The 23,200-nt window shown below is 74.3% G+C and carries 14 protein-coding genes; 10 read left to right on the top strand and 4 right to left on the bottom strand.

The features are described from left to right. The 3 genes from ACFP1Z_RS22810 to ACFP1Z_RS22800 form a co-directional block, all read right to left on the bottom strand. The coding region (locus tag ACFP1Z_RS22810; protein ID WP_390318860.1) for an AAA family ATPase at window positions 1–212 on the bottom strand (212 nt) is incomplete at its 3' end. Then, window positions 209–1,276, bottom strand: coding sequence for a FecCD family ABC transporter permease (locus tag ACFP1Z_RS22805; RefSeq protein ID WP_390318859.1), 1,068 nt, complete (start codon window positions 1,274–1,276; stop codon window positions 209–211). The genes ACFP1Z_RS22805 and ACFP1Z_RS22810, both read right to left, overlap by 4 nt. Then, window positions 1,273–2,364, bottom strand: coding sequence for a FecCD family ABC transporter permease (locus tag ACFP1Z_RS22800; RefSeq protein WP_390318856.1), 1,092 nt, complete (start codon window positions 2,362–2,364; stop codon window positions 1,273–1,275). Before ACFP1Z_RS22800 ends, ACFP1Z_RS22805 begins: the two co-directional genes overlap by 4 nt. A gap of 230 nt (window positions 2,365–2,594) precedes the next feature. Here ACFP1Z_RS22800 and ACFP1Z_RS22795 point away from each other — a divergent pair, with 230 nt between their 5' ends. Then, window positions 2,595–3,626, top strand: coding sequence for an ABC transporter substrate-binding protein (locus ACFP1Z_RS22795; RefSeq protein ID WP_390318879.1), 1,032 nt, complete (start codon window positions 2,595–2,597; stop codon window positions 3,624–3,626). A 50-nt stretch (window positions 3,627–3,676) separates the two neighbouring features. On the opposite strand, the gene ACFP1Z_RS22790 is transcribed toward ACFP1Z_RS22795, so the two are convergent. Continuing rightward, window positions 3,677–4,495, bottom strand: coding sequence for a TetR/AcrR family transcriptional regulator (locus ACFP1Z_RS22790; protein WP_390318854.1), 819 nt, complete (start codon window positions 4,493–4,495; stop codon window positions 3,677–3,679). Here ACFP1Z_RS22790 and ACFP1Z_RS22785 point away from each other — a divergent pair. The 9 genes from ACFP1Z_RS22785 to ACFP1Z_RS22745 all read left to right on the top strand — a co-directional run. Further along, entirely contained in the window at window positions 4,494–5,333 is an 840-nt protein-coding gene (locus ACFP1Z_RS22785) for a siderophore-interacting protein (RefSeq protein WP_390318852.1), read from the top strand. The genes ACFP1Z_RS22790 and ACFP1Z_RS22785 overlap by 2 nt on opposite strands. Before the next feature lie 53 nt (window positions 5,334–5,386). After that, complete coding sequence (locus ACFP1Z_RS22780; RefSeq protein WP_390318850.1) at window positions 5,387–6,856, top strand: MFS transporter; 1,470 nt, start codon at window positions 5,387–5,389, stop codon at window positions 6,854–6,856. 315 nt (window positions 6,857–7,171) lie between these two features. After that, complete coding sequence (locus ACFP1Z_RS22775; protein WP_390318848.1) at window positions 7,172–7,423, top strand: phosphopantetheine-binding protein; 252 nt, start codon at window positions 7,172–7,174, stop codon at window positions 7,421–7,423. A 40-nt stretch (window positions 7,424–7,463) separates the two neighbouring features. Beyond that, window positions 7,464–7,667 (top strand): MbtH family protein, encoded by a 204-nt coding sequence (locus ACFP1Z_RS22770; RefSeq protein ID WP_390318846.1) that lies wholly within the window; start codon window positions 7,464–7,466, stop codon window positions 7,665–7,667. Between the two features lies 1 nt (window position 7,668). Then, entirely contained in the window at window positions 7,669–8,988 is a 1,320-nt protein-coding gene (locus ACFP1Z_RS22765; protein ID WP_390318844.1) for a lysine N(6)-hydroxylase/L-ornithine N(5)-oxygenase family protein, read from the top strand. Between the two features lie 7 nt (window positions 8,989–8,995). Next, the gene (locus ACFP1Z_RS22760) at window positions 8,996–9,772 is read left to right on the top strand and encodes a thioesterase II family protein (protein WP_390318842.1); all 777 of its coding nucleotides are present in this window, start codon (window positions 8,996–8,998) and stop codon (window positions 9,770–9,772) included. Between the two features lie 72 nt (window positions 9,773–9,844). Then, complete coding sequence (locus tag ACFP1Z_RS22755; protein ID WP_390318841.1) at window positions 9,845–13,135, top strand: non-ribosomal peptide synthetase; 3,291 nt, start codon at window positions 9,845–9,847, stop codon at window positions 13,133–13,135. Between the two features lie 79 nt (window positions 13,136–13,214). Next, window positions 13,215–17,825, top strand: a complete 4,611-nt coding sequence (locus ACFP1Z_RS22750; RefSeq protein WP_390318839.1) for an amino acid adenylation domain-containing protein — start codon at window positions 13,215–13,217, stop codon at window positions 17,823–17,825. Window positions 17,826–17,896: 71 nt separating this feature from the next. Continuing rightward, window positions 17,897–23,200: amino acid adenylation domain-containing protein (locus tag ACFP1Z_RS22745; RefSeq protein ID WP_390318838.1), on the top strand; the 5,304-nt coding region annotated here is incomplete at its 3' end.

The raw sequence follows: 23,200 nt of genomic DNA, 5'->3' as shown, positions 1-23,200 counted from the left end.
CGCGACAGCGCCCGCAACAGGGTCGACTTCCCGCACGCGTTGGGGCCGACGATCACGGTGAAGGAACGGTCGGGTATCGCGACACTCAGCCCTTCGGCGATGGTCCGCTGCTCGTAGGCGAGGGTGACCGCCTCGGCCGTGAGCCGGGTGTTCGGTCGGGATGCGGGGCTCACTGTCGTCACCTCGTCGGGAGTGGGGGTGGTGGGGGTCATATGCGGCCCGCCCGGCGCTCGCTCGCCAGCAGCCACAGCAGATAGACGCCGCCGAGCACCCCGGTCACCGCGCCCACCGGGAGCTGGTCGGAGCCGAAGAGGTGCTGGGACAGCCAGTCCGCGGCGAGCAGCAGCGCGCCGCCCATGCAGGCCGCGGGGAAGAGGTTGGGGCCGGGGGAGCGGGTGAGCCGGCGGGCGAGCTGCGGGCCGGTCAGGGCGACGAACGCGAGCGGACCGGCCGCCGCCGTCGCGGCCGCCGTGAGCAGGGTCGCCGCGCCCATGACGGTCAGGCGGACGCGCTCGACGGGCACGCCCAGCGCGCTCGCGGCGTCGTCGCCCATCTCCAGCATGCCCAGGTGCCGGGCATGGCCGATAACGAGCGGCGCGAGCACCGCGAACGCGGCCAGCAGGGGCCAGACGTGCTGCCAGCCACGGCCGTTGAGGGAGCCGGTCAGCCACAGCACGGCCCGGGTGGCGTCGCCGATGGCCGCACGCGTGAGCAAGTACTGGTTGACGCCGGTCAGTACGGCCGCGCCGCCGATGCCGACGAGCACGAGACGGTAGCCGTGGATGCCCTTGCGCCACGCCAGCAGATAGATCAGCGCCCCGGTGAGCAGCCCGCCGATCACCGAGCCCGCCTGCACGGCGGCGGTCGAGCCGTGCAGGAGCACGATGGCGCACAGCGCGCCCGCGGCCGAACCCTGGCCGAAACCGATCACATCAGGGCTGCCCAGGGGGTTGCGGGCGACGCTCTGGAAGACGGCTCCCGCGAGCGCGAGTGCCGCCCCCGCCAGCAGCCCGGTCAGGGCACGCGGCAGGCGCAGTTCGCGGACGACGTAGACATCGGCGGGGCTGCCGTCGCCGAAGAGGGCGCGGGCGACGTCCTGCGGGGCGACCGGGTACTCGCCGGCCCCGATCAGGGCGATGCCGCAGCCCGCCGCCGCGGCCAGCAGCAGCACGCACGCGAGCACCGGGCGGACGGAGTACCGCACGGACAGCCCCGCACCGAAGCGCAGGACGGGACGGGCGGACCGCGTCGCGGCGGTCCGGGCGGGGGAGTTCAAAGCTGGGCCACCTTCCGGCGCCGTACGAGATGGACGAAGAGCACGCCGCCCACGAGCGCGGTGACGATGCCGACCTGGAGTTCGGCGGGGCGGGTGACCACCCGGCCGAGGACGTCGGCGCCGAGCAGCAGCACCGGGGCCAGGACGGCCGAACAGGGCAGGATCCAGCGCTGGTCGGGGCCGGTGAGGGCACGCACCAGGTGCGGGACCATCAGGCCGATGAAGACGATCGGGCCGCAGGCGGCGGTGGCCGCCCCGCACAGCAGCGTGACCGTGACCATCGCCAGAGCACGGGTACGGGTGAGGTTCGCGCCCAGCGCGCGGGCCGCGTCCTCGCCCAGCGCGAGCGCGTTGAGCGGACGGGCCAGGGCGAGCGCGAGCACCACCCCGGCCAGCAGGAACGGCGCGACCCGCACGACGATGCCGGAGTTGGCCGAGGCCAGTGAACCCACCGTCCAGAAACGCATCTTCTCCAGCGCCGTGGAGTCCAGGAGCTGCACGGCGTTGATGTAGCCGAACAGCGCGGCCGTGACCGCCGTGCCCGCCAGCGCCAGCCGCACCGGCGTCGCGGCCCGGCTCCCGCCGATCGCGTACACGAGCACCGAGACGGTGCCGGCGCCGAGGAAGGCGAACCACACATAGCCGGTCAGGGAGGTGACGCCCAGAAAGCTCGTGGCGGTCACGACGGCGGCGGAGGCGCCCGCGTTGATGCCCAGCAGCCCCGGGTCGGCGAGCGGATTGCGGGTGAGCGCCTGCATCACCGAACCGGCCAGCCCCAGCCCGGCCCCCGCCAGCACGCCCAGCAGCGTACGAGGCACGCGTACCTCACCGACCACCACGTCGTCCGCCGTACCGGTCGCGTGGAAGAGCCCGTGCCACACCTCGCCGGGCGACATCGACCGGGACCCCACCATCAGGCTCAGCAGCACGATCAGCAGCAGGGCGGCACAGGAGAGCAACAGCCCCAGAGCACGCGTGGAGTTGCGGCGGCGGGGGACCGGGTGCTCGGGTGATGTGCCGTCAGCGGAACGCGCACGGGAACCGGGGGATTCGGGGGAACCAGAGGAAGGCGCCGTGTCCAACAACATTCAAGTAGGTTAGCCTAACCTCACCCTGCGCGGGCGTCAGTGGAGCCGTCATCTGCCGCGCTGCCGAAAACGCAGGTGACGAAGCGCAGTTGAGCCATCTGATCCACCGTCCGGTTGCGACCGCATTCCCGCGTCATTCCCACGTCATTCCCACGTCCTGATGAGAGCGAGGCGCCATGACCACCGCCACCCCGGGCCCGACCGCCCAGGAGCCCTCCGCCGCACGGGAGATGAGGGGCGTCTCCTCGCGCCCGCGGCTCTCCCGCCGCGGACTGCTCGCCGCCGGCGGCGCCGCGGGCCTGGGCGCCCTCCTCGCGGCCTGCGGCGACGGCGGCTCCAAGGGCGGCGGCAACTCCTCCTCGGGAGGGGGCGCGTGGAGCTTCAAGGACGACCGGGGGACCCTCGTCAAGGCCGGCTCCCGTCCCCGGCGCATCGTCGGCTACGTCGGTTCCGCCGCCGCCCTGCACGACTTCGGCATCGACTGCGTGGGCATCTACGGCCCCAGCACCTACAAGAACGGCAGCCCCACCCCGCAGGCGGGCTCCCTCGACCTCGCGAAGCTGACGGTCGTCGGCAACGGGCCGGGCGAGTTCAGCATAGAGAAGTACATGTCCCTCAAGCCCGACCTGCTCGTCGGCAACATGGTCCAGCCGCCCGCCTTCTGGCAGCTGCCCGAGGAGGGCGCCGACAAGATCTTCGGCTTCGCGCCCAGCGTCGGCATCTCCGCCGCCAAGGCCTCCCTGCTCACCGTCATCGAGCGCTACGCCGCGCTCGCCGAGTCCCTCGGCGCGGACGTCGGCGGCGGGCCGGCCGCCGAGGCGAAGAAGCGCTTCGAGGCGGCCGTCGCCTCCCTGCGGCGGGCGGCCGAGGGCAGGCCCGGCCTGAAGGTGATGGCGGCGGCCGCGCAGGCCGACAACTTCTCCGTCGGCGTGCCCGGCGCCTACCCCGACATCCGCTACTACCGGGAGCTCGGCGTCGACGTCATCGAACCCACGAACCCCGGCAAACCGGGCTTCTGGGAGAACCACAGCTGGGAGAACGCCGACGCCTACCCGGCCGATGTGATCCTGCTCGACCAGCGCAGCAACAACCTGCCGCTGGACGAACTGCGCCGCTCCAAGCCCACCTGGCGGGAGCTGCCCGCCGTCAAGGCCGACCAGGTGGTGCCGTGGAACAACGAGGCACAGTTCTCCTACGCGGGCTACGCGCCGCTGATCGAGCGGCTGGCGACCGCCATCGGCAAGGCGCAGAAGCTGCACTGACGACCCGTCGTACCGCAGGACACGGCGTCCGGGGCCCGCGCCCGGACGCCCTAGGGCAGGACACCGTCGAGGACGTGCCGGACCCCCTGGAGGTAGCTGTAGCGCTGCTCCAGCTCCCGGGAGGAGCCGGCCAGCCGGCTCAAGTGCGGGAACTCCTCCTGCCGTTCGCCGCTGGCCAGTCCCTCCGGCCAGTGCGCCGCGCCGCCGGGCGGTTCCTCGCCGTGGCGCGGCACGGTCGCGAGGACCTGGCCCGCCGTGTAGTACCACAGCGTCTGGTGCGCCCAGAACGCCTCCTCGTGGCCGAGCCCGCACGAGACGAGCGCGCCGATGATCTCCTCCGTCATCCACAGCGCGGAGGCCCCCACCAGCTCGCCGCGCGCGACGATGGGCACGACCCACGGGTTGTCCACGAACGCCCGGTGCATCAGCGCGCACACCGCTTCCAGGCGCGCCCTGGGCTCCTCGGGCAGCTCGGGGTGCGGCAGATTGCGCGCGACGTGCTCCAGGACGAGCGCGAGCAGTTCGTCCTTGTCCCGCACGTGGTGGTAGACGGCCATCGCGGTGCTGCCCAGCGCCGTCGCGAGCCGACGCATCGTCAGATTCTCGGCGCCCTCCTTGAGGATGATCTCGTACGCCGCCGTGACGATGTGCTCACGGGACAGCCGCGGCGGCCGCCCCCTTCGCGGCCGCTCCTGCGTGCTCTTCGTCAGTGTTCCGCCCTCTCTCGTGCGCGCCGCGGCCCCGGGCCGCTTCCCGGGGATCCGGCCGCCCCGGCCGGATCCGATCTGCCGGACGTGCTTGAGGATACTGTTTTTATACGTGTACGGTAACTGCTGCGTCAGCGAGGATCGCGAGAAAGGCATCGTCATGGCACGAGCGGACGGATCCGTACGGACCCGCCGGAGCGCGGCCGGATTCCAGACCTACCTGGCCCCCCTGCTGCGGGCGACCGCGCTCACGCCGCGCATGCTGCGGCTGACCGTCGGCGGCGGGAGCCTGCGGGGCTTTCGCGCGGGGCTCGCGGCGGACGAGCGCGTCAAGCTGTTCTTCGGCGAACCCGGCGGGGAGCCCCCCGCGCTCCCCGAGATCGGGCCCTGGGGGCTGCGCTACCCCGAGGGCGCGGTCGTCCCGCACGCCCGCAGCTACACCGTGCGCCGCTTCGATACGGACACCGGGGAACTGGACATCGACTTCGTCGTCCACGGCGACGGCCGCGCCGCCCGCTGGGCCCTCGACGCCCGGCCCGGCGACGTGCTGGGCATCGCCGGACCCAGCGGCGGCCACGACCTCTCCCCGCAGGCCGACCTCCATCTGCTGGCCGGTGACGAGTCGGCGCTGCCCGCCATCGCCACGATGCTGGAACGGCTGCCCGAGGGCGCCCGGGCCCACGCGATCGTCGAAGTCGCCGACGCCGACGAGGAACAGCAGCTGCCGCAGGGCCCCGGCGTGAGCGTCCAGTGGGTCCACCGGGGACCCGGGCCGCATGCGCAGGACACACCGCTGGAGCGGGCCGTGCGCGAACTCCCCTGGCCCGGCGGCCTGGTGCACGCCTGGGTCGCGGGGGAGGCCGGCAGCGTCCGCCGCATCCGCCGCCACCTGCGCGAGGAACGAGGCCTGGGACGTACGGAGCTGACCGCCTCCGGCTACTGGCGCCAGGGCATGACCGTCGAGCAGTGGGTCGCGGTCGAGGACCCGAACGAGCTGTGAGCACGCCCGCGCGGACGCGCGCGCGGGCCGGGAAGAGAGTCAGGGGATCACGCATGCGAGAGCAGGGGACGGCGGCGCAGGGCCCCGTCCGGTACGGATGGGTACTGGCCGTCGTGGTGGCGGTCCAGTTCATGGTGACGCTGGACGCGTCCGTGGTGAACGTGGCGCTGCCCGCGATGCGTTCGGAACTCGGGTTCACCGAGGCGGGACTGCTGTGGGTGGTCAACGCCTACACCCTGGTCTTCGGCGGCTTCCTGCTGCTCGGCGGCCGGATCGCCGACCTCCTCGGCCGCCGCCGGGTGCTGTGGAGCGGCCTCGCCCTCTTCGGGCTGGCGAGCCTGGCGGGGGGCCTGGCCCAGGCGCCCGGACAGCTCGTCGCCGCGCGCGCCGCCCAGGGCCTGGGCGCCGCGGTCCTCGCGCCCGTGGCCCTCACCATCGTCACCACCTCCTTCCCGGCCGGGCCGCCGCGGGCCCGCGCGCTCGGGCTGTGGAGCGCCGCGGGCGCCGCGGGCGGCGCGGCCGGCGTGCTGATCGGGGGAGTGCTCACCGAATACCTCGACTGGCGCTGGGTGCTGCTGATCAACGTGCCGATCGTCGTCCTCGCCGCGGCCGCCGGCCGGTACGTGCCCGACGGACGCCCCGAGCGGCGGCCGCGGCTCGACGTCGTCGGCGCCGTGCTCGGCACCGCCGGACTGGCCGCCCTCGTCTACGGCGTGGTGCGCACCGGCACCGACGCGTGGACCTCCGGCACCACCCTCGGCTGCTTCGGCGCCGCCCTCGTCCTGCTCGCCGGCTTCGTCGCCTACGAGGCCAAGGGCGCCTCCCAACCGCTCGTACGGCTCGGGCTGTTCACGCACCGCGCGGTCAGCGGCGCCAACCTCACGATGCTGCTGCTCGCCTCCGGACAGTTCGCCAGCTTCTACTTCGTCTCCCTGTACCTCCAGCAGGTCCTCCACTACGGGCCCGCCGTGGCGGGCGTGGCGTTCCTGCCGTTCTGCGTCGGCTTCACCACCAGCGCCCTGCTCGCGAGCCGTTTCGTCGCCCGGACCGGACCGCGCGTCCTGGTGGCCGCGGGCACGCTCGTGGGGGCCGCCGGGCTGCTGTGGTTCAGCCGGATCGCGGTGGACGGCACCTTCCTCGGCACCGTCCTCGGGCCCTCGCTGGTCACCAGCCTCGGCATCGGCGCCTGCTTCGTCCCGCTGGCCGGAGCCGCCACCGGGACCGTGCCCGCCGAGGACGCGGGCATGGCCTCCGGCATGCTCAACAGCGCCCAGCAGGTGGGCGGTTCGCTCGGCCTCGCCGTGACCGTGTCGGTGGCCACCAGCCGCAGCGCGAACGCGGCCGCCGACGGCGACTCCCCGCTCGCCGCCCTCACGTCCGGCTACGGCACGGCGCTGCTGTGCGGGGCGGCCCTGCTCGTCGCGGCCGCGCTGCTCTCCCTCGTCCTGCCGGGCCGCCGGCCCGCCGCGCGGCCGACGGACAGCGGGGAGGCGGCGGAGACACCCACGGCCCAGACGATCTGACCCAGGATCAAGCTGATTCAAAAGACAAGGAGTTGATCGAAGGTCAGTACTTCGTGAGGCGTCCCGCGCCCCCGCGGGCCGGGGCGCCTCTTGTGTGACCGGCGCCACATCTGACACTGTTGTTGCCTGCTCTTTGCTTAGGTTAGGTTTACCTATGTAAGCGTTCCTCGCGGCGCGGTCCGCGAGCAGCGAGGCAGCAGCGACCACGGCGTGCCGGCAACTCCGGCGCGCGGCCCGACCGTTCGGCCCGCCGGAGCTCTTCGCCGTCCTTCCTGCCTCGTCATCGGCACACCCGACCACAGGAGACTGGCGACAGTGACCCAGCACGGGCCGTTCACCCGCGAGACCGTCCGCACCGACGTGGCCGAGGTCCTCGGCCGCCCCGCAGCCGAACTCGGCGACGACGACAACCTGTTGGCCGCCGGACTGGACTCGGTGCGTCTGATGACGCTCTCCGCCCGCTGGCGCGAGCGCGGCGCGCGGATCCCCTTCGTCGAACTGGCGAAGACCCCCACCGTACGGCAGTGGTCCGCCCTGCTCGCCGCCGAGATGCCGACGCCCCGCTGAACGCGCCCCCTCCCCCCACGAGTTCCGTAAAGGATGTGGCGTGCCCAATCCCTTCGAGGACGAGCGCTCGGCGTATCTCGTCCTGACCAATGCCGAACACCAGTACTCCCTCTGGCCCGCGACCCTCGGCGTACCCGCCGGCTGGTCCGTGGACTTCGGGCCGGCGGACCGCAAGAGCAGCCTTGACCATATCGAGACGCACTGGCTGGACATGCGTCCCAAGAGCGCGCAGAACGGGGAATGACGTGGCAGGGTCGAACCCGCCGGAGACGGCGGCCGTGGATGTCGTGGGCATCGGCTTCGGGCCGTCCAATCTCGCGCTCGCCGTCGCCCTCGCGGAACACAACGCGGGCGCCCCCGACGGAAAGACGCTCAGCAGCCGCTACTTCGAGAAACAACCCGCCTTCGGCTGGCACCGGGGCATGCTCATCGACGACACGACGATGCAGGTGTCCTTCCTCAAGGACCTGGTCACCCTGCGCGACCCGACGAGCGAATTCAGCTTCCTCGCCTATCTGCACCGCCACGACCGGCTCGTCGACTTCATCAACCACAAAATGCTCTACCCGTCCCGCGCCGAATTCCACCACTATCTCGAATGGGTGGCCGCCCACTTCGAGCCGCTGGTGTCCTACGGCAGCGAGGTCGTCGACGTCCGGCCCGTCGAGGAGGACGGCGCCGTCACCGCCTTCGACGTCGTCGCCCGCGACCCGGGATCCCCGGACGGACCCGTGGTCTGCCGGGCCCGCAACATCGTCCTCGCCGGAGGACTGCGACCCCACCTGCCGCCGCAGGCGGAAACCGGCGAGCGCGTGTGGCACAACCACGAACTCCTCGGCCGCCTCGACGCGTTGCCCGCGGACGCGGACCCCCGCGGCTTCGTCGTCGTGGGCGCCGGGCAGAGCGCCGCCGAAACCGTCGAATACCTGCACCGCCGCTTCACCGGCGCCACCGTGCACGCCGTCTTCTCCCGCTACGGCTACGCCCCCGCCGACGACAGCTCCTTCGTCAACCGCATCTTCGACCCCGAGGCCGTCGACCACTTCTACACCGCCCCCGAGGACGTCAAGCGGATGATGCTCGACTACCACCGGAGCACCAACTACTCGGTGGTGGACCTCGACCTGATCGACGAACTGTACCGGCGCGTCTACCAGGAGAAGGTGCACGGCCGGCAGCGGCTCCAGGTGCACCACCTCTCCCGCGTCGCCGACGTCACCGCCGGCCCCGACGGCGTACGGGCCACCGTGGAGTTCCTGCCCACCGGCGAACGCACCGTCCTCGCCGCCGACCACCTCGTCTACGCGACCGGCTACCGGCCCGCCGCCGTCACCGGGGCCCTCGGTGCGAGCGGCGCGTACTGCCGCACCGACGCCGACGGCCGGGTACGGGTGCGCCGGGACTACCGCGTCGAGACCGACGAGCACGTACGGGCCGGCATCTACCTGCAAGGCCCCACCGAGCACACCCACGGCCTCGCCTCCAGCCTGCTGTCCAACACCGCGGTCCGGGTGGGCGAGATCGTCCGCTCCCTCGCCGGGGCCCCGGCGCTCACGGAGGTGTGAGCAGGACGTGCGCGCCTCCCCGGCGGCGAGTACCGCCACCCCCTGGATCACCGTCCACCGCGCGGCCGCACCCGGCGGCCCCGCCCCCCGCCGGCGCCTGGTGTGCTTCCCCCACGCCGGGGGCACCGCCGGCTTCTACCGCGACTGGGCCGACCGGCTGCCCGCCGACTGCGCGCTGTGGGCCGTGCAGTACCCCGGCCGGGAGAACCGGATCGATGAGCCGTGCCTGGACGACATGAGCGTCCTCGCCGCGCACCTGACCGAGGTCCTGCTGCCCCGGGCCGACGTACCGCTGACCCTCTTCGGGCACAGCATGGGCGCCTCCGTCGCCCACGAGGTCGCCCGCCGGCTGACCGCCCACCGGCCCGGCTCCGTACACCACTTGATCGTCTCCGCGCGGCAGGGACCCTCCCGTCAGCCCGCCGTCCCGCCCGGGCAGATGACGCACCTGCTGCCCGACGACGGCGTCGTCGCGGCGCTGCGCGCGCTGGGCGGGGACGTACGGGCCCTGGCCGACCCCGATCTGCGCGCCGTGCTCCTGCCCGCGATCCGCGCCGACCACCGGCTCATCGAGAGCTACCGCCCCGCCCCCGGCGTCCGGCTGCGCACGGACATCACCGCCCTCGCCGCCACCGACGACCCCTCCGCCCCCGTGACCGACGTCGCGGCCTGGGCCGAGGCCACGCACGGCTCCTTCGCCCTGCACACCTTCCCCGGCGGCCACTTCTACCTCGCCGAGCACCGGGCAGCGGTGATCGAGGCGATCACCCGCGCCCTCGGCTGAGCATCCCCGTCTCCCGCACTCCCCACTCCCGCACCGCAGCACGAGCCTTGAGTGACGAAAGGCAGTACCAGGGTGAGCATCGACCTCCCTCGGCTGGTTCCCGACCCCGCCCGCCGCCACGAGCCCTTCCCGCTGACCGACACCCAGCAGGCGTATCTCCTGGGCCGCACCGACCTGTTCGAGCTCGGCAACGTCTCCACCCACGCCTACTACGAGTTCGAGGGCCCCCTCGACCTCCCCCGCTTCACCGCCGCCTGGCAGGCGCTCATGGCCCGCCACGACGTGCTGCGCCTGGTCATCGACCCCGAGCGCGGGGAACAGCGCGTCCTGCCGCAGGCACCGCCCGTCCCGCTGCGGACCGTCGACCTGCGCGGCGCCGACGAGGGCCGCGTCGCCCGCGAACTGGCCGCGATCCGCGAGCGGATGTCCCACCAGGTCCTGCCCGTCGACGGCCGCCCCCTGTTCTCCCTGGTCGCCGCCCGCCTCACCGAGGAGACCTGGCGCGTCCACGCCGACTTCGACGCGCTGATCCTCGACTACCTCAGCTGGAAACTGCTCCTGGCCGACCTCGACGTGCTCTACGCCGACCCCGGGGCCGAACTCCCCGAGCTGGAGGCCACCTTCCGGGACTACGTACTCGCCGAGGCCGCCACCAGGGACAGCGACGCCCACCAGCGCTCCCTGCGCTACTGGACCGAGCGGCTGCCCGACTTCCCCGCCGCCCCCCGCCTCCCGCTCGCCAAGGACCCCTCCACCGTGCACCGTCCGCGCTTCACCGGGCGGCGCGGGCGCATGGACGCCGCACGCTGGGAGCGGCTCAGGACCCGCGCCGCGCACGCCGGACTCACCCCCACCGGGCTCACGCTCGCCGCCTTCGCCGAGGTCATCGGCGTCTGGAGCGACAGCTCGCGCTTCGCCCTCAACGTCCCCCGCATGAACCGGCTGCCGCTGCACCCCCAGGCCGAACGCGTCCTCGGCGAGTTCGCCTCCTTCTCCCTGCTGGAGGTCGATCTGCGCACCGGCGGCAGCTTCGCCGAACGGGCCGCGCGCGTCCAGCACCGCATCTGGGAGGACCTCGCCCACCAGCACGTCAGCGGCGTCACCCTGCTGCGCGAACTCGTCCGCGTCCAGGGCGGCTTCCACGGCGCCCTCATGCCCGTCGTCCTCACCAGCACCATCGGCCTGCGCGGCGGCGAGAAGCCGCTCCTCGGCGGCCGGCTGCGGGAGTTGTTCACCATCTCCCAGACCCCGCAGGTCTGCCTCGACGTGCAGATCGACGAGCACGAGGGCGAACTGTACGTCAACTGGGACGCCGTGGAGGAACTCTTCCCCGACGGGCTCATGGACGACATGTTCCACGCCTTCTGGACCCTCCTGGAACGCCTGGAGGCCGACGAGGACAGCTGGCACGCCCCGCACGTCCCGCTCGACACCGGGAACACCGTCGTCCGCCCCGGCGTCGCCGGGCCCGACCGCGAGATCCCCGGCATCCTCGTCCACACCCTCTTCGAGGAACAGGCCGAACGCCACCCGCACAGGACCGCCGTCATCGCCGACGGCCGCACCCTCACCTACGCCGGGCTGCGCACCGCCGCCCGCACCGTCGCCCACTGGCTGCGCCGCCGGGGAGCCAGGCCCGGACAGCCCGTCGCCGTCCTGATGGACAAGGGCTGGGAACAGTTCGCCGCCGCCTACGGCGTCCTCTTCGCCGGCGCCCCCTACCTGCCGCTCGACCCCGGACAGCCCGCCGCCCGCCTCGCCTCCGTGCTCCGCCGCACCGGGGTACGGCACGTCCTGACCCAGTCGCACCTGCGCGAGCGGCATCAACTGCCCGACGAAGCCGAGGTGTTGTACGTCGACATCGAACCGGGCACCGGCCCGGACGCCGAGGAGCCGCCCACGCCCGGGACGCCCGCCGTGGCGGGCCCCGAGGACCTGGCCTACGTGCTGTTCACCTCCGGATCCACCGGGGAACCCAAAGGCACCATGATCCGCCACCGGGGCATGGTCAACGCCCTCCTCGCCACCGCCGAGGAGTTCGGCCTCGGCGAGGACGACCGCGCCCTGGCCGTCACCGCCCTGCACCACGACATGTCCGCCTTCGACGTCTTCGGCGTCCTCGGCGCGGGCGGCACCGTCGTCGTCCCCGCCGCCGACCGCGCCCAGGACCCCGCCCACTGGGCCGAACTGGCCCGGACGCACGCGGTCACGGTGTGGAACTCCGTCCCCGCGATGATGGAGATGCTGCTGGAGGAGACCCGCGGCTCCCGCGCCCCCCTCGCCGCCCTGCGCCTGGTCCTGCTCGGCGGCGACTGGATCCCCCTGCACGTTCCCCGCGAACTGATCGACGGCATCCCCGGCGTACGGGTCGTCAGCGTCGGCGGGCCCACCGAGACCACGCTGTGGAACATCTGGCACCCCGTCACCGCCGTCGACCCGAACTGGCGCAGCGTCCCCTACGGCAGGCCCGTCGCCAACACCCGCTACCACCTGTTCAACGAAGCACTGCGCGACCGCCCCGACGGCGTCACCGGCGAGATGTACGTCGCGGGGCCCGGCGTCGCCGCAGGCTACTGGGCCGACCCCGGGCGCACCGCCGCCGCCTTCGTCACCCACCCCGTGACCGGGGAGCGCCTGTACCGCACCGGCGACCTCGGCCGCTTCCTGCCCGACGGCACCATCGAGTTCGTCGGCCGCGCCGACACCCAGGTCAAGATCCGCGGCATGCGCATCGAACTCGGCGAGATCGAGGCCGCGTTGCAGGCCCATCCCGCCGTCTCCGGCGCCGTCGTCCTGCCCGTCGGCCGCCCCGACGGCAAGGGACACCGCGCGCTGGCCGCGTACGTCACCCGCCACCCCGAGGAGCCCGCGCCCGACGGCCCGCAGCTGCGCGCGCACCTGCGCGAGCGGGTGCCCGAGCACATGGTGCCCGCCACCGTCACCGTCCTGGACTCCTTCCCGCTCACCGCCAACGGCAAGGTCGACCGGCGGGCCCTGCCCGCCCCCGACGACCCCGCCGGCCAGGACGACCACGGCACGCGGCAGACCCCCGCCACCGCCCTCGAACGCGTCGTCGCCGCCGTCTGGCAGGACGTCCTCGGGGCCCGGCACGTCGGCGTCCACGACGACTTCTTCGCCCTCGGCGGCGACTCCCTGCTCGCCACCCGCGTCGTCGGCCGGCTCCGCGAGGCCCTCGACCTCACCGAGCTGTCGGTGCGCTCCGTCTTCGCCCACCCCACCGTCACCGGCCTCGCCGCCGAACTCGCCGCGCACGAGAGGGCGCCCGGCCGGCTGGAGCAGATCGCCGGGATCCACCTGGAGGTGGAAGCGCTCTCCGCCGAGGAGATCGACGCACAGCTGTAGATCCACCCACCACAGCGCACCGCCACGACGGGCACCATCACAACGGGCACCATCACAACGGGGACAGAAGGCACCGCACATGACACACCAGTCCGTGGAAAAGCCGGGTATCGAGGACATCCTGCCGCTCGCCCCCTTGCAGCAAGGGCTCCTCTTCCAGGCCCTGTTCGACAGCCGGGCCCACGACGTCTACACCATGCAGCTCGTCCTGGAACTGCGCGGCCCCCTCGACGCGGCGGCCCTGCGCCGGGCCGCCGACGCGCTCCTGCGCCGCCACCCCCAGCTCCGCGCCGCCTTCCTCAGCGAGGGCGTACCGCAGCCGGTGCAGATCATCCCCGCGTCCGTCACCCTGTCCTGGCAGGAGAGCGACCTGACCGGCCGCCCGCCCGAGGACCGCGAGAGGGAACTGGAGCGCCTGCTGGCCGGCGACCGCGAGCGGCGCTTCGACCTCGCCGACCCGCCCCTGCTGCGCTTCCGCCTCGTCCGCCTGGAAGCGGAACTGCACCACCTCGTCGTGCACAGCCACCACATCCTGCTCGACGGCTGGTCCGTTCCCCTGCTGGTGCGCGAACTCGCCGCGCTCTACGCACAGGACGGCCGCCCGGACGCCCTGCCCCGCCCCCGCCCGTACCGCGACTACCTCGCCTGGCTGGCCGGCCGGCCCAAAGAGCCCGCCGAGGCCGCCTGGCGGGAGGCACTCGCGGGCCTGAGCGAACCCACCCTGCTGTGCGGGCCGTCCGCCGGCCGGAGCCGGGCGGCCGGAACCCCCGGCCGGATCACCCTCGACCTCGGCGTGGAACGCACCGGCCGGACCAGCGCCTGGGCCCGCGCGCACGGGCTGACCCTCAACACCGTCGTGCAGGGCCTGTGGGCGCTCCTCCTCGGCCGGCTCACCGGCCGCGACGACATCGTCCTCGGCGCCTCGGTCTCCGGCCGCCCCGCCGAACTCCCCGGCGTCGAGTCCATGATCGGCCTGTTCATCAACACCCTGCCGGTCCGGGTGAGGCTGCGGCCCGAGGAGTCCCTGGCCGCACTGCTGGGCCGGATCCAGGACGAGCAGACCCGGCTGCTGCCCCACCACCACCTGGGCCTGGCCGACATCCAGCGCGCCGCCGGACTCGGCGACCTCTTCGACACCCTCGTCGTCTTCGAGAACGCCCCCCTCGTCACCGAGAGCCTGGAACGCGCCGACACCACCGGCCGGCTGCGCATCCAGGGCCTCGCCAACCACGACGCCACCCACTACCCCCTCACCCTCGTCCCGCTGCTGCTGCACGGCAGCCTCCGCATCACCTTCGAGCACCAGCCCGCGCTCCTCGACGCACCCACCACCGCCGTCCTCGCCGAACGCTTCGAACGGCTCCTGGACGCCCTCCTCACCGACGACCGGCAGTGCGCCGTACGGGCCGACATCCTCGGCGAGCGCGAACGCCGCACGATCCTCAAGGACTGGAACGCCACCACCCGCCCCGTGGCCGCACGGACCCTCCCGCAGCTCTTCGCCGCGCAGGCCGCCGCCGCCCCCGACGCCACCGCCCTCGCCTTCGGCGAGGAGGAACTGACCTTCGCCGAACTCGACGCCCGCGCCAACCGCCTCGCGCACTGGCTCGTCCGCCGCGGCATCGGCACCGAGGACCTGGTCGCCCTCGCCTTCCCCCGCTCCCTGCGGACCGTCGTCGCCCTCCTCGCGGTGCACAAGGCCGGCGCCGCCTACGTCCCCGTCGACCCCGCCTACCCGGCGAGCCGCATCGCCTACCTGCTGCACGACACCCGCCCCCGGTTGCTGCTGACCACCGAAGCCCTGCGGGAGCAACTGCCCGACGGCACCGAGGCGGTGGCCGTCGACTCCGCCCGGACCCGCGCCGAACTCGCCGCGATGCCCGCCACCGACCTCACCGACGCCGACCGGATACGGCCCCTGCGCCCCCACCACCCCGCCTACGTCATCCACACCTCCGGCTCCACCGGCGACCCCAAGGGCGTCGTCACCGTCCACCAGAACGTCGTCGAACTCCTCGCCCACCACGAACGCCACGTCTACGGGCCCGCCGCACGCGCCGCCGGGCGCCGGCTGCGGGTCGGCCACGGCTGGTCGTTCTCCTTCGACGCCTCCTGGCAGCCACTCCTCGCCCTGTTCGCCGGGCACACCGTCGACATCCTCGACGAGGACACCCGCCGCGACGCGGACGCCCAACTGCGCTGGCTCGCCGGACGCGGCATCGACTTCATCGAGGTCTCCCCGTCCTTCTACGGGCAGCTCTCCGCCGCCGGGCTCACCGCCGGCGGAACCTGCCCGCTCGCCGGGCTCGGCGTCGGCGGCGAGGCCGTGCCCGACGCCGTGTGGCAGGAACTGCGCGCCCTGCCCACGACCCGCGCCTACAACTTCTACGGACCCACCGAGGCCACCGTCGACGCCGTCGTCGCCGAACTGCGCGAGAGCGAACGCCCCGTCATCGGACGGCCCGTCACCAACACCCGCGCCTACGTCCTCGACGACCGGCTCGGCCCCGTGCCGCCCGGCGTCCCCGGTGAGCTCTACCTGGCCGGCACCGGGCTCGCCCGCGGCTATCTGCGCCGCCCCGGCACCACCGCGGCCCGCTTCGTCGCCGACCCCTTCGGCGCGCTCTTCGGCGAGCCCGGCTGCCGCATGTACCGCACCGGGGACGTCGTGCGCTGGACCCCCGACGGACAGCTCGACTTCGCCGGACGCGCCGACGACCAGGTCAAGATCCGCGGCTTCCGCATCGAACTCGGCGAGGTCGAGGCCGCGTTGGCCCGGCACCCCGGAATCGCCCAGGTCGCCGTCGTCGCCCGCGAGGACCGCCCCGGCGTCAAACGGCTCGTCGCCTACCCCGTGCCCGCTCCCGGCACCCTGCTCGACCCCGCGCAGGTACGCGCCTTCGCCGCCGAGGCACTGCCCGAGCACATGCTGCCCGCCGCCGTCGTCCCGCTGCCCGCGCTGCCGCTGACCACCCACGGCAAGCTCGACCGCGCCGCCCTGCCCGCCCCCACCCGCGCCGCCGCCACCACCGCGCGCGAACCCGCCACCGACCGCGAACGCACCCTGTGCGCGCTCGTCGCCGACCTCCTCGGCCTCGACGCCGTCGGCGCCGACGACAACTTCTTCGCCCTCGGCGGGGACAGCATCGTCTCCCTGCAACTGACCGCCCGCGCCCGCGCCGCCGGACTCGGCCTCAGCCCCAAGGACATCTTCGAACGCGCCACCCTCGCCGAACTCGCCGCCACCGCACACGAGACGGGCGGGCCCGCACCCGCCGAGGACCCCGACGAGGCCGTCGGCCCCCTGCCGCTCACCCCGATCATGCACTGGATGCTGGACACCGGCGGCCCCTGCGGACGCTACGCCCAGGCCAACCTGCTGCGCCCGCCCCACCCGCTCACCCTCGACGTGCTGCGCACGGCGGTGGCGGCCCTCGTCGACCGGCACGACATGCTGCGCGCCCGCCTCACCCCCGACGGACCCGACATCGCCCCCGCGGGCAGCGTCGACGCCCACGACCTGGTGCACCGGGTGGCCGCGCCCGCCAGGAGCGGGGAACAGCTGCGGCCGCTGCTCGACGCCGAGTTCGACGCCGCCCTCGGCCGGCTCGACCCCGAGCGGGGCACCGTCCTGCAGGCCGTCTGGTTCGACACCGGCGACGCGGCACACGACCGGCTCCTCCTCGTCGGCCACCACCTCGTCGTCGACGGCGTCTCCTGGCGCGTCCTGCTGCCCGACCTCGCCGCCGCCTGCCGGGCCGCCGCCGCGGGCCGGCCCGTCGCCCTGGAGCCCGTCCCCACCTCTTTCCGGCACTGGGCCCGGGGACTGGCCCGCGCCGCCACCACCCCCGCCCGGGAAGCCGAACTCGCCCTGTGGCAGGACATCCTGGCCGCACCCGACCCCCTGCTCACCGACCGCCCCCTCGACCCCGCCCGCGACACGGCCCGCACCCAGCGGCACCACAGCCGCACCCTGCCCACCGAGGACACCGCGCCCCTGCTCACCGGCACCACCACCGCCTACGGAGCGGGCGTCGACGACATCCTGCTCTCCGCCCTCACCCTCGCCGTCTCCGCCTGGCACACCCGCCGCACCGGCGCCAGCGGCACCGCCGGGCACGGCGTCCTCGTCGCCCTCGAAGGCCACGGCCGCGAGGCACAGGCCGTGCCCGGCGCCGAACTCTCCCGCACCGTCGGCTGGTTCACCAGCGTCCACCCCGTCCGCCTCGACCCCGGCCCCGCCGACCCCACCACGGCCCTGGCCACCGGCAGCGGACTCGCCGACACCGTCAAGAGCGTCCGGGAACGGCTGCGCGCCGTCCCCGACCACGGCATCGGCTACGGGCTGCTGCGCCACCTCAACCCCGACACCGCACCCGTACTCGCGCAACTCCCCGTCCCCCAGATCGAGTTCAACTACCTGGGACGGTTCACCACCGGCGAGACCGACAGCGGACAGTTCACCCTCGCCGACGAGGCCGCCGACTTCAGCGCGGCCGCCGACCCCGAAATGCCCCTGGGCTACAGCCTCGACGTCAACGCCTACACCCTCAACCGCCCCACCGGCCCCGAACTGCACGTGCGCTGGTCCTGGCCGGAGGCACTGCTGCCCGCCGGGGCCGTCGCGGAACTCGCCGACCTGTGGTTCACGGCACTGCGCGCGCTGACCGCCCACGCCCCGGCACACTGACGCGCCGCCACCACCCCACCCCCCGCCCTTCCTCGCGGACGAGCCCCCGCGAGCACCGCAGGAGTTGATCCATGGTCACCGAAGCCGTCCGGGCCGCACTGCGGCGCGCCCGCAGCGCCCAGGCCGCGTTCGCCCACTGGCCCCAGGAACGCGTCGACGAGGCCGTCACCGCCGTCGCCTGGCAGTGCTACCGCGAGGAGCACGCCCGCGAACTCGCCCGCGCCTCCCACGCCGAGACCGGACTCGGCGACGTCGGGCACCTCTACGCCCTGCACCGCCGCCGCGTCCTCGGCGTACTGCGCGACCTGCACGGCGTCACCACCACCGGCGTCGTCGAGGACCGGCCCGAGGCGGGCCTGCGCACCCTCGCCAAACCGCTCGGCGTCATCGCCGTCGCCACGCCCGCGACCGCTCCCGCCCCCGGCGTCGTCTGCAACGCGCTGACCGTGCTCAAGACCCGCAACGCCGCCGTCTTCACCCCCAACCCCCGTGCCCACCGCACCACTCGACGCACCGTCGAGCTGATGCGCGCCGCCCTCACCCGGGCCGGCGCCCCCGCCGACCTGCTGCAGTGCCTGGAGGTCACCGGACGCGAGGCCGGCACCGCCCTGATGCGCGAAGCCGACCACATCGTGGCCATCGGCGGCGCCGGAACCGTACGCCGCGCCTTCGCCAGCGGCACGCCTGCCGTCGGCGCGGGCGTCGGCAACCCGACCGTCGTCGTCGACGAGACCGCCGACCTCGCCGCTGCCGCCGAGGCCGTCGCCACCGGCGCCGCATACAACAACGGCACCTCCTGCTCCTCCGAGAGCAACGTCCTCGTCCACGCCTCGGTCGCCGACGCCTTCCGCCGCGAACTCGCTCTCCGGGGCGCCCACTTCTGCGACGAGGACGCCACCGAACGGGTGCGCTCCGCGCTGTGGCAGGACGGCGACCGCCCGGACCGGGACCTGATCGGCCGCCCCGCCGCCGCCCTCGCCGAAGCCGCCCGCGTCCCCCTCGACGACCCCGGCGGGACCACCCTCCTCGTCCTCGCGTGCGCCGACCCCGAACGCGACGACCCGATCCTGCGCGAGAAGCTCGCACCGGTGCTCACCTGGTGCGTCTACGAGGACTTCACCGACGCCATACGGCTCGTCCGCACCTGGTCGGACCGCTGCGGCCGAGGCCACAGCTGCGGCATCCACACCGGCCGCGAGGACCGGGTGGCGCGGCTCGCCGAGGAGATCCCCACCTGCCGGGTGGTCGTCAACCAGTCGACGATGACGAACACCGGCAGCTTCACCAGCGGCGTCCCCTTCACCACGACGCTGGCCGCGGGCAGCTGGGGCGGCAGCGGCACCTCCGGCAACCTCACCTGGCGGCACCTGCTCAACCACACGGTGATCTCCCGGCCCGTCCCCGAACGGGCCCCGGACGAGCAGGAGTTGTTCGGAGCGCACTGGGAGAAGTACGGGGCCGCCGACGCGGCCGGTACGGCGGACGGGGACGACGGACGGCCCGTCGGCCCCGACGCCGGCCTCGCCGAGAAGAAGCGCGCCCTCCTGCGCCGCAGGCTCGCCGAGAAGGGTCTCCTCGACACCCCGGAAACCCCGCCGGAGCCCGGTACCGCCCCCGCCGACCCCGTCCTCTCCTCCGCCCAGCAGCGCATGTGGGTCCTGCAGAAGCTGGAACCGCACAGCGCCGCCAACAACCTCACCCTCGCCTTCCGGCTCGACGGCCCCCTCGAACTCCCCGCCCTGCGCGCCGCCTTCGCCGACCTCGTCGACCGCCACGAGATCCTGCGCACCCGCTACCACGAGGCCGCCGACGGCACCCCCGCACCCGTACGCGCCGACGCCGCCGGCCCCGGCCTCCTCGACCTGCCCGTCACCGACCTGCGCGCCCTGCCCGCCGCCGACCGCCCGGCAGCGGCCGACCGGCACGCCCGCGAACTGGGCCGCGAACCCTTCGACCTCGCCGCCGAACTCCCGCTGCGCGCCGCCCTGTCACGCACCGGCGACCACGAGCACACCCTCGTCGTCGTCGCCCACCACATCGCCGTCGACGAAGGCAGCTGGGAGATCCTCTTCCGCGACCTGGCCGCCGCCTACGCCGACCGCCGCGCCGGCCGCACCCCCGCCCCCACGGCACCGCGCGCGCGATACACCGACCACGCCCGCCGGGAACACGACCGCCTCGCCGACCCCGCCCGTACCGCCGCCGCCCTCGCGCACTGGCGCGAACGGCTCGACCCCTGGCCCGAACCCGTCGCCCTGCCCACCGACTTCCCCCGCCCCGCGACCCCCGCCGAGGACGGCGCCGTCCTCGGCCGGCCGCTCCCGCGCACCCTCACCGAACGCGTCACGGCCCTCGCCCGTACCACCGGCACCACCCCGTTCATGGTGCTCCTCGCCGCGACAGCCGTCCTGCTGCACCGCTGCACCGGAAGCGAGGACATCGCGCTCGGCACCCCGGTGATGAACCGCGACCGCGCCGAGTACGACACCGTGATCGGCAACTTCGACAACACCCTGCTGCTGCGCACCGGGTTCACCGGCGACCCGGACTTCCGCCAGGTCCTCGCACGCGTCAAACACGAGTGCACGGCCGGCTACGCCCACCAGGAGGTGCCCTTCGAGCACGTCCTGCGGGAACTGCGGCCCCAGCGCGGCGGCTCCCGCACCGCCCCCTTCGACGTGATGTTCCTGCTGCGCACCGACACCTTCGCGGCCTTCGGGCTCGACGGGCTGTCCGTGACCCCGCGGCCCGTCTCCAACGGCACCACCGCCTTCGAACTCACCCTGGCCGCCGTCGCCACCGGCGACGACCTCGCGCTGGAGGCCACCTACCGCACCGACCTGTTCCGGCCCGGAACCGTCCGGGCCCTCCTCGGCCATCTGCACGCCCTGCTCGACTCGCTGACCGCCGCACCCGACCGGCCCGTACGCCTGGCCGCCCTGCGCGACGCGGCAGGGCTCGACCGCGAACTCCTCGGCGCGAACGGCACGGACCGCCCGCTGCCGGACGCCGCCCTGCCCGAGCTCTTCGAGGCACAAGCCGCCCGCACGCCCGACAGGACCGCCCTCGTCTTCGGCACCGGTACCGGCCGGCAAACGATCCGCTACGCCGAACTCGACGCCCGCGCCAACCGCCTGGCCCACCTCCTGGCCCGGGCCGGGGCCGGCCCCGAGGAGACCGTGGCCCTCGCGCTGCCCCGCACCCCCGAACTCGTCGTCGCGGTCCTGGCCGTCCTCAAGACCGGCGCCGCGTATCTGCCGCTGGACCCCGACTATCCGGCCGAGCGCAACGCCACCGTCCTGCGCGACGCCCGCCCCCGGCTGACCGTCACCCAGGGCGGCGGCCTCCCCGCCGACGCGGGCCCGTGGACCTTCGACCTCGACGACGAGCGCGTGCGCGCCGAACTCGCCGCCTGCCCCGACACCCGGCCGCCCGCCGGCCCCCGGCCCGGACCCCTGGGGGCCGCCTGCGTCCTGTACACCTCCGGAACCACCGGCACCCCCAAGGGCGTCGTCACCCCGCACCGCGCCCTCGTCAACCGCCTCGCCTGGTTCCACGACCGCCACCCCTGGCACCCCGACGAGCCCGTGTGCGCCAAGACCTCCCTGGCTTTCGCGGACGGTACGAGCGAACTGCTCGGCCCGCTGCTGCACGGCGGCACCGTCGTCCTCGCCGACCGCGTCGCCGCCAGGAGCCTGCCCGAACTCGCCGCGCTCGTCGCCGCCGAGGGCGTCGCCCGCATCACCGTCGTCCCCAGCCTGCTGCGGGCCGTCCTCGAACTCGACGAGGACCAACGGCGCGCCTTCGACCCGTGCACCCTGTGGATCAGCAGCGGCGAGGCCCTGCCCGGCGCGCTCGCCGAGCGCTTCGCCGAACTCTTCCCGAACGCCCTGCTGCTGAACTTCTACGGCGCCTCCGAGACCGGCGCCGACAGCCTGTACGCGCAGGCCGACGGGGCGGACGCGCCCATCGGCCGGCCCCTGTGGAACACCCGGGCCCACGTCCTGGACGCCTGTCTGCAACCCGTGCCCACCGGCGCGGTCGGCGAACTGTACCTCGCGGGGGCCGGGCTCGCCCGGGGCTACCTCGGCAGGCCCGCGCTCACCGCCGAGCGGTTCGTCGCCGACCCGTTCGCCGAGCGGGCCGGCCGGGCCGGCGAGCGCATGTACCGCACCGGCGATCTCGTACGGCGGCGCGCCGACGGCCTCTTCGAGTACGCCGGGCGCGCCGACGACCAGGTCAAGATCCGCGGCTTCCGGATCGAGCCCGGCGAGGTCGAGGCGGTCCTCGCCCGGCATCCGGACGTGGACCGTGTCGCGGTGGCCGCCCGCGAACAGCGGGGAAGCGGCGCGAAGTTGGTGGCCTACGTGGTGCCCGTACGGACGCCCGGAGCCGGGCCACGGCCGGGGACGGGGACGGCGGAGGAGCTCCGCCAGTACGCGGCCGCCCGCCTCCCCGGGCACATGGTCCCGTCCGCGGTCGTCCTGCTCGACACGCTGCCCCTCACCCCCAGTGGCAAGCTCGACCGCCGGGCCCTGCCCGAACCGGACCTGACCCACGCCGTCGGCGCCGAGCGCCCCACGACTCCGCACGAGGAACTGCTGTGCCGGCTGTTCGCCGAAGTCCTCGGCCTGCCGAGGGCCGGCGTCCACGACGGCTTCTTCGCCCTGGGCGGCGACAGCATCGTCGCGATCCAGCTCGCGAGCCGGGCACGGGCCGCCGGGCTGACGCTCTCCCCGTGGGACGTCTTCCAGCACCAGAGCCCGGCCGCGCTCGCCGCGACGGCTGCTCCCGCAGTGGGGGAGCCGCATGTGGTCCCGCTGACCGAACCGATGCGGTACGCCGTGGCGGCGGACGAGGCGTGGTCGGCGGAGGTGCGGGTGCCGCCGGGGGCGGGGCGCGAGGAGGTGGCGGCTGCCCTCCAAGTACTGCTGGACCGGCACGAGTTGCTGCGCTCGACGCTCGGCGCGGAGGGATTGCGGATCGCCCCGGTGGGGGCGGTGCGCGCGGGCTCGCTGCTGAACCGGCAGGATGCCGGGGGTCGGCTCGCGCCGGAGGCGGGTGTGATGCTCGACGTGGAGTGGCGGCCGACGGGCCGTCAGCGAGGGGAGGGCAGCGGGGGTTACGGAGGTCTCACGGGGGAGTGGGCCGGGGGGCTGCCGGCGGGCGGTGCCGCCGGTGCGGCAACGAACTCGCGCGCGCTCCTTGCGCCTTGCGCTGACGCGAGTACGCTCCTCGCGGGCCAGCCGGGCCAGCCGGGCCAGCCGGGCCAGCCGGGCCAGCCGGGCCAGCCGGGCCAGCCGGGCCAGCCGGGCCAGCCGGGCCAGCCGGGCCAGCCGGGCCAGCCGGGCCAGCCGGGCCAGCCGGGCCAGCCG

The organism is Streptomyces gamaensis (assembly GCF_042656465.1).
Taxonomy (GTDB): domain Bacteria; phylum Actinomycetota; class Actinomycetes; order Streptomycetales; family Streptomycetaceae; genus Streptomyces; species Streptomyces gamaensis.
This window is presented reverse-complemented; position numbering and strand designations above follow the sequence as displayed.

Excerpts from the sequence above, each read along its gene's own strand:
- ACFP1Z_RS22780 (WP_390318850.1), top strand. The coding sequence starts at position 5,387 with ATGCGAGAGCAGGGGACGGCGGCGCAGGGCCCCGTCCGGTACGGATGG.
- ACFP1Z_RS22790 (WP_390318854.1), bottom strand. The coding sequence starts at position 4,495 with ATGACGATGCCTTTCTCGCGATCCTCGCTGACGCAGCAGTTACCGTAC.
- ACFP1Z_RS22800 (WP_390318856.1), bottom strand. The coding sequence starts at position 2,364 with ATGTTGTTGGACACGGCGCCTTCCTCTGGTTCCCCCGAATCCCCCGGT.
- ACFP1Z_RS22795 (WP_390318879.1), top strand. The coding sequence starts at position 2,595 with ATGAGGGGCGTCTCCTCGCGCCCGCGGCTCTCCCGCCGCGGACTGCTC.
- ACFP1Z_RS22750 (WP_390318839.1), top strand. The coding sequence starts at position 13,215 with ATGACACACCAGTCCGTGGAAAAGCCGGGTATCGAGGACATCCTGCCG.
- ACFP1Z_RS22785 (WP_390318852.1), top strand. The coding sequence starts at position 4,494 with ATGGCACGAGCGGACGGATCCGTACGGACCCGCCGGAGCGCGGCCGGA.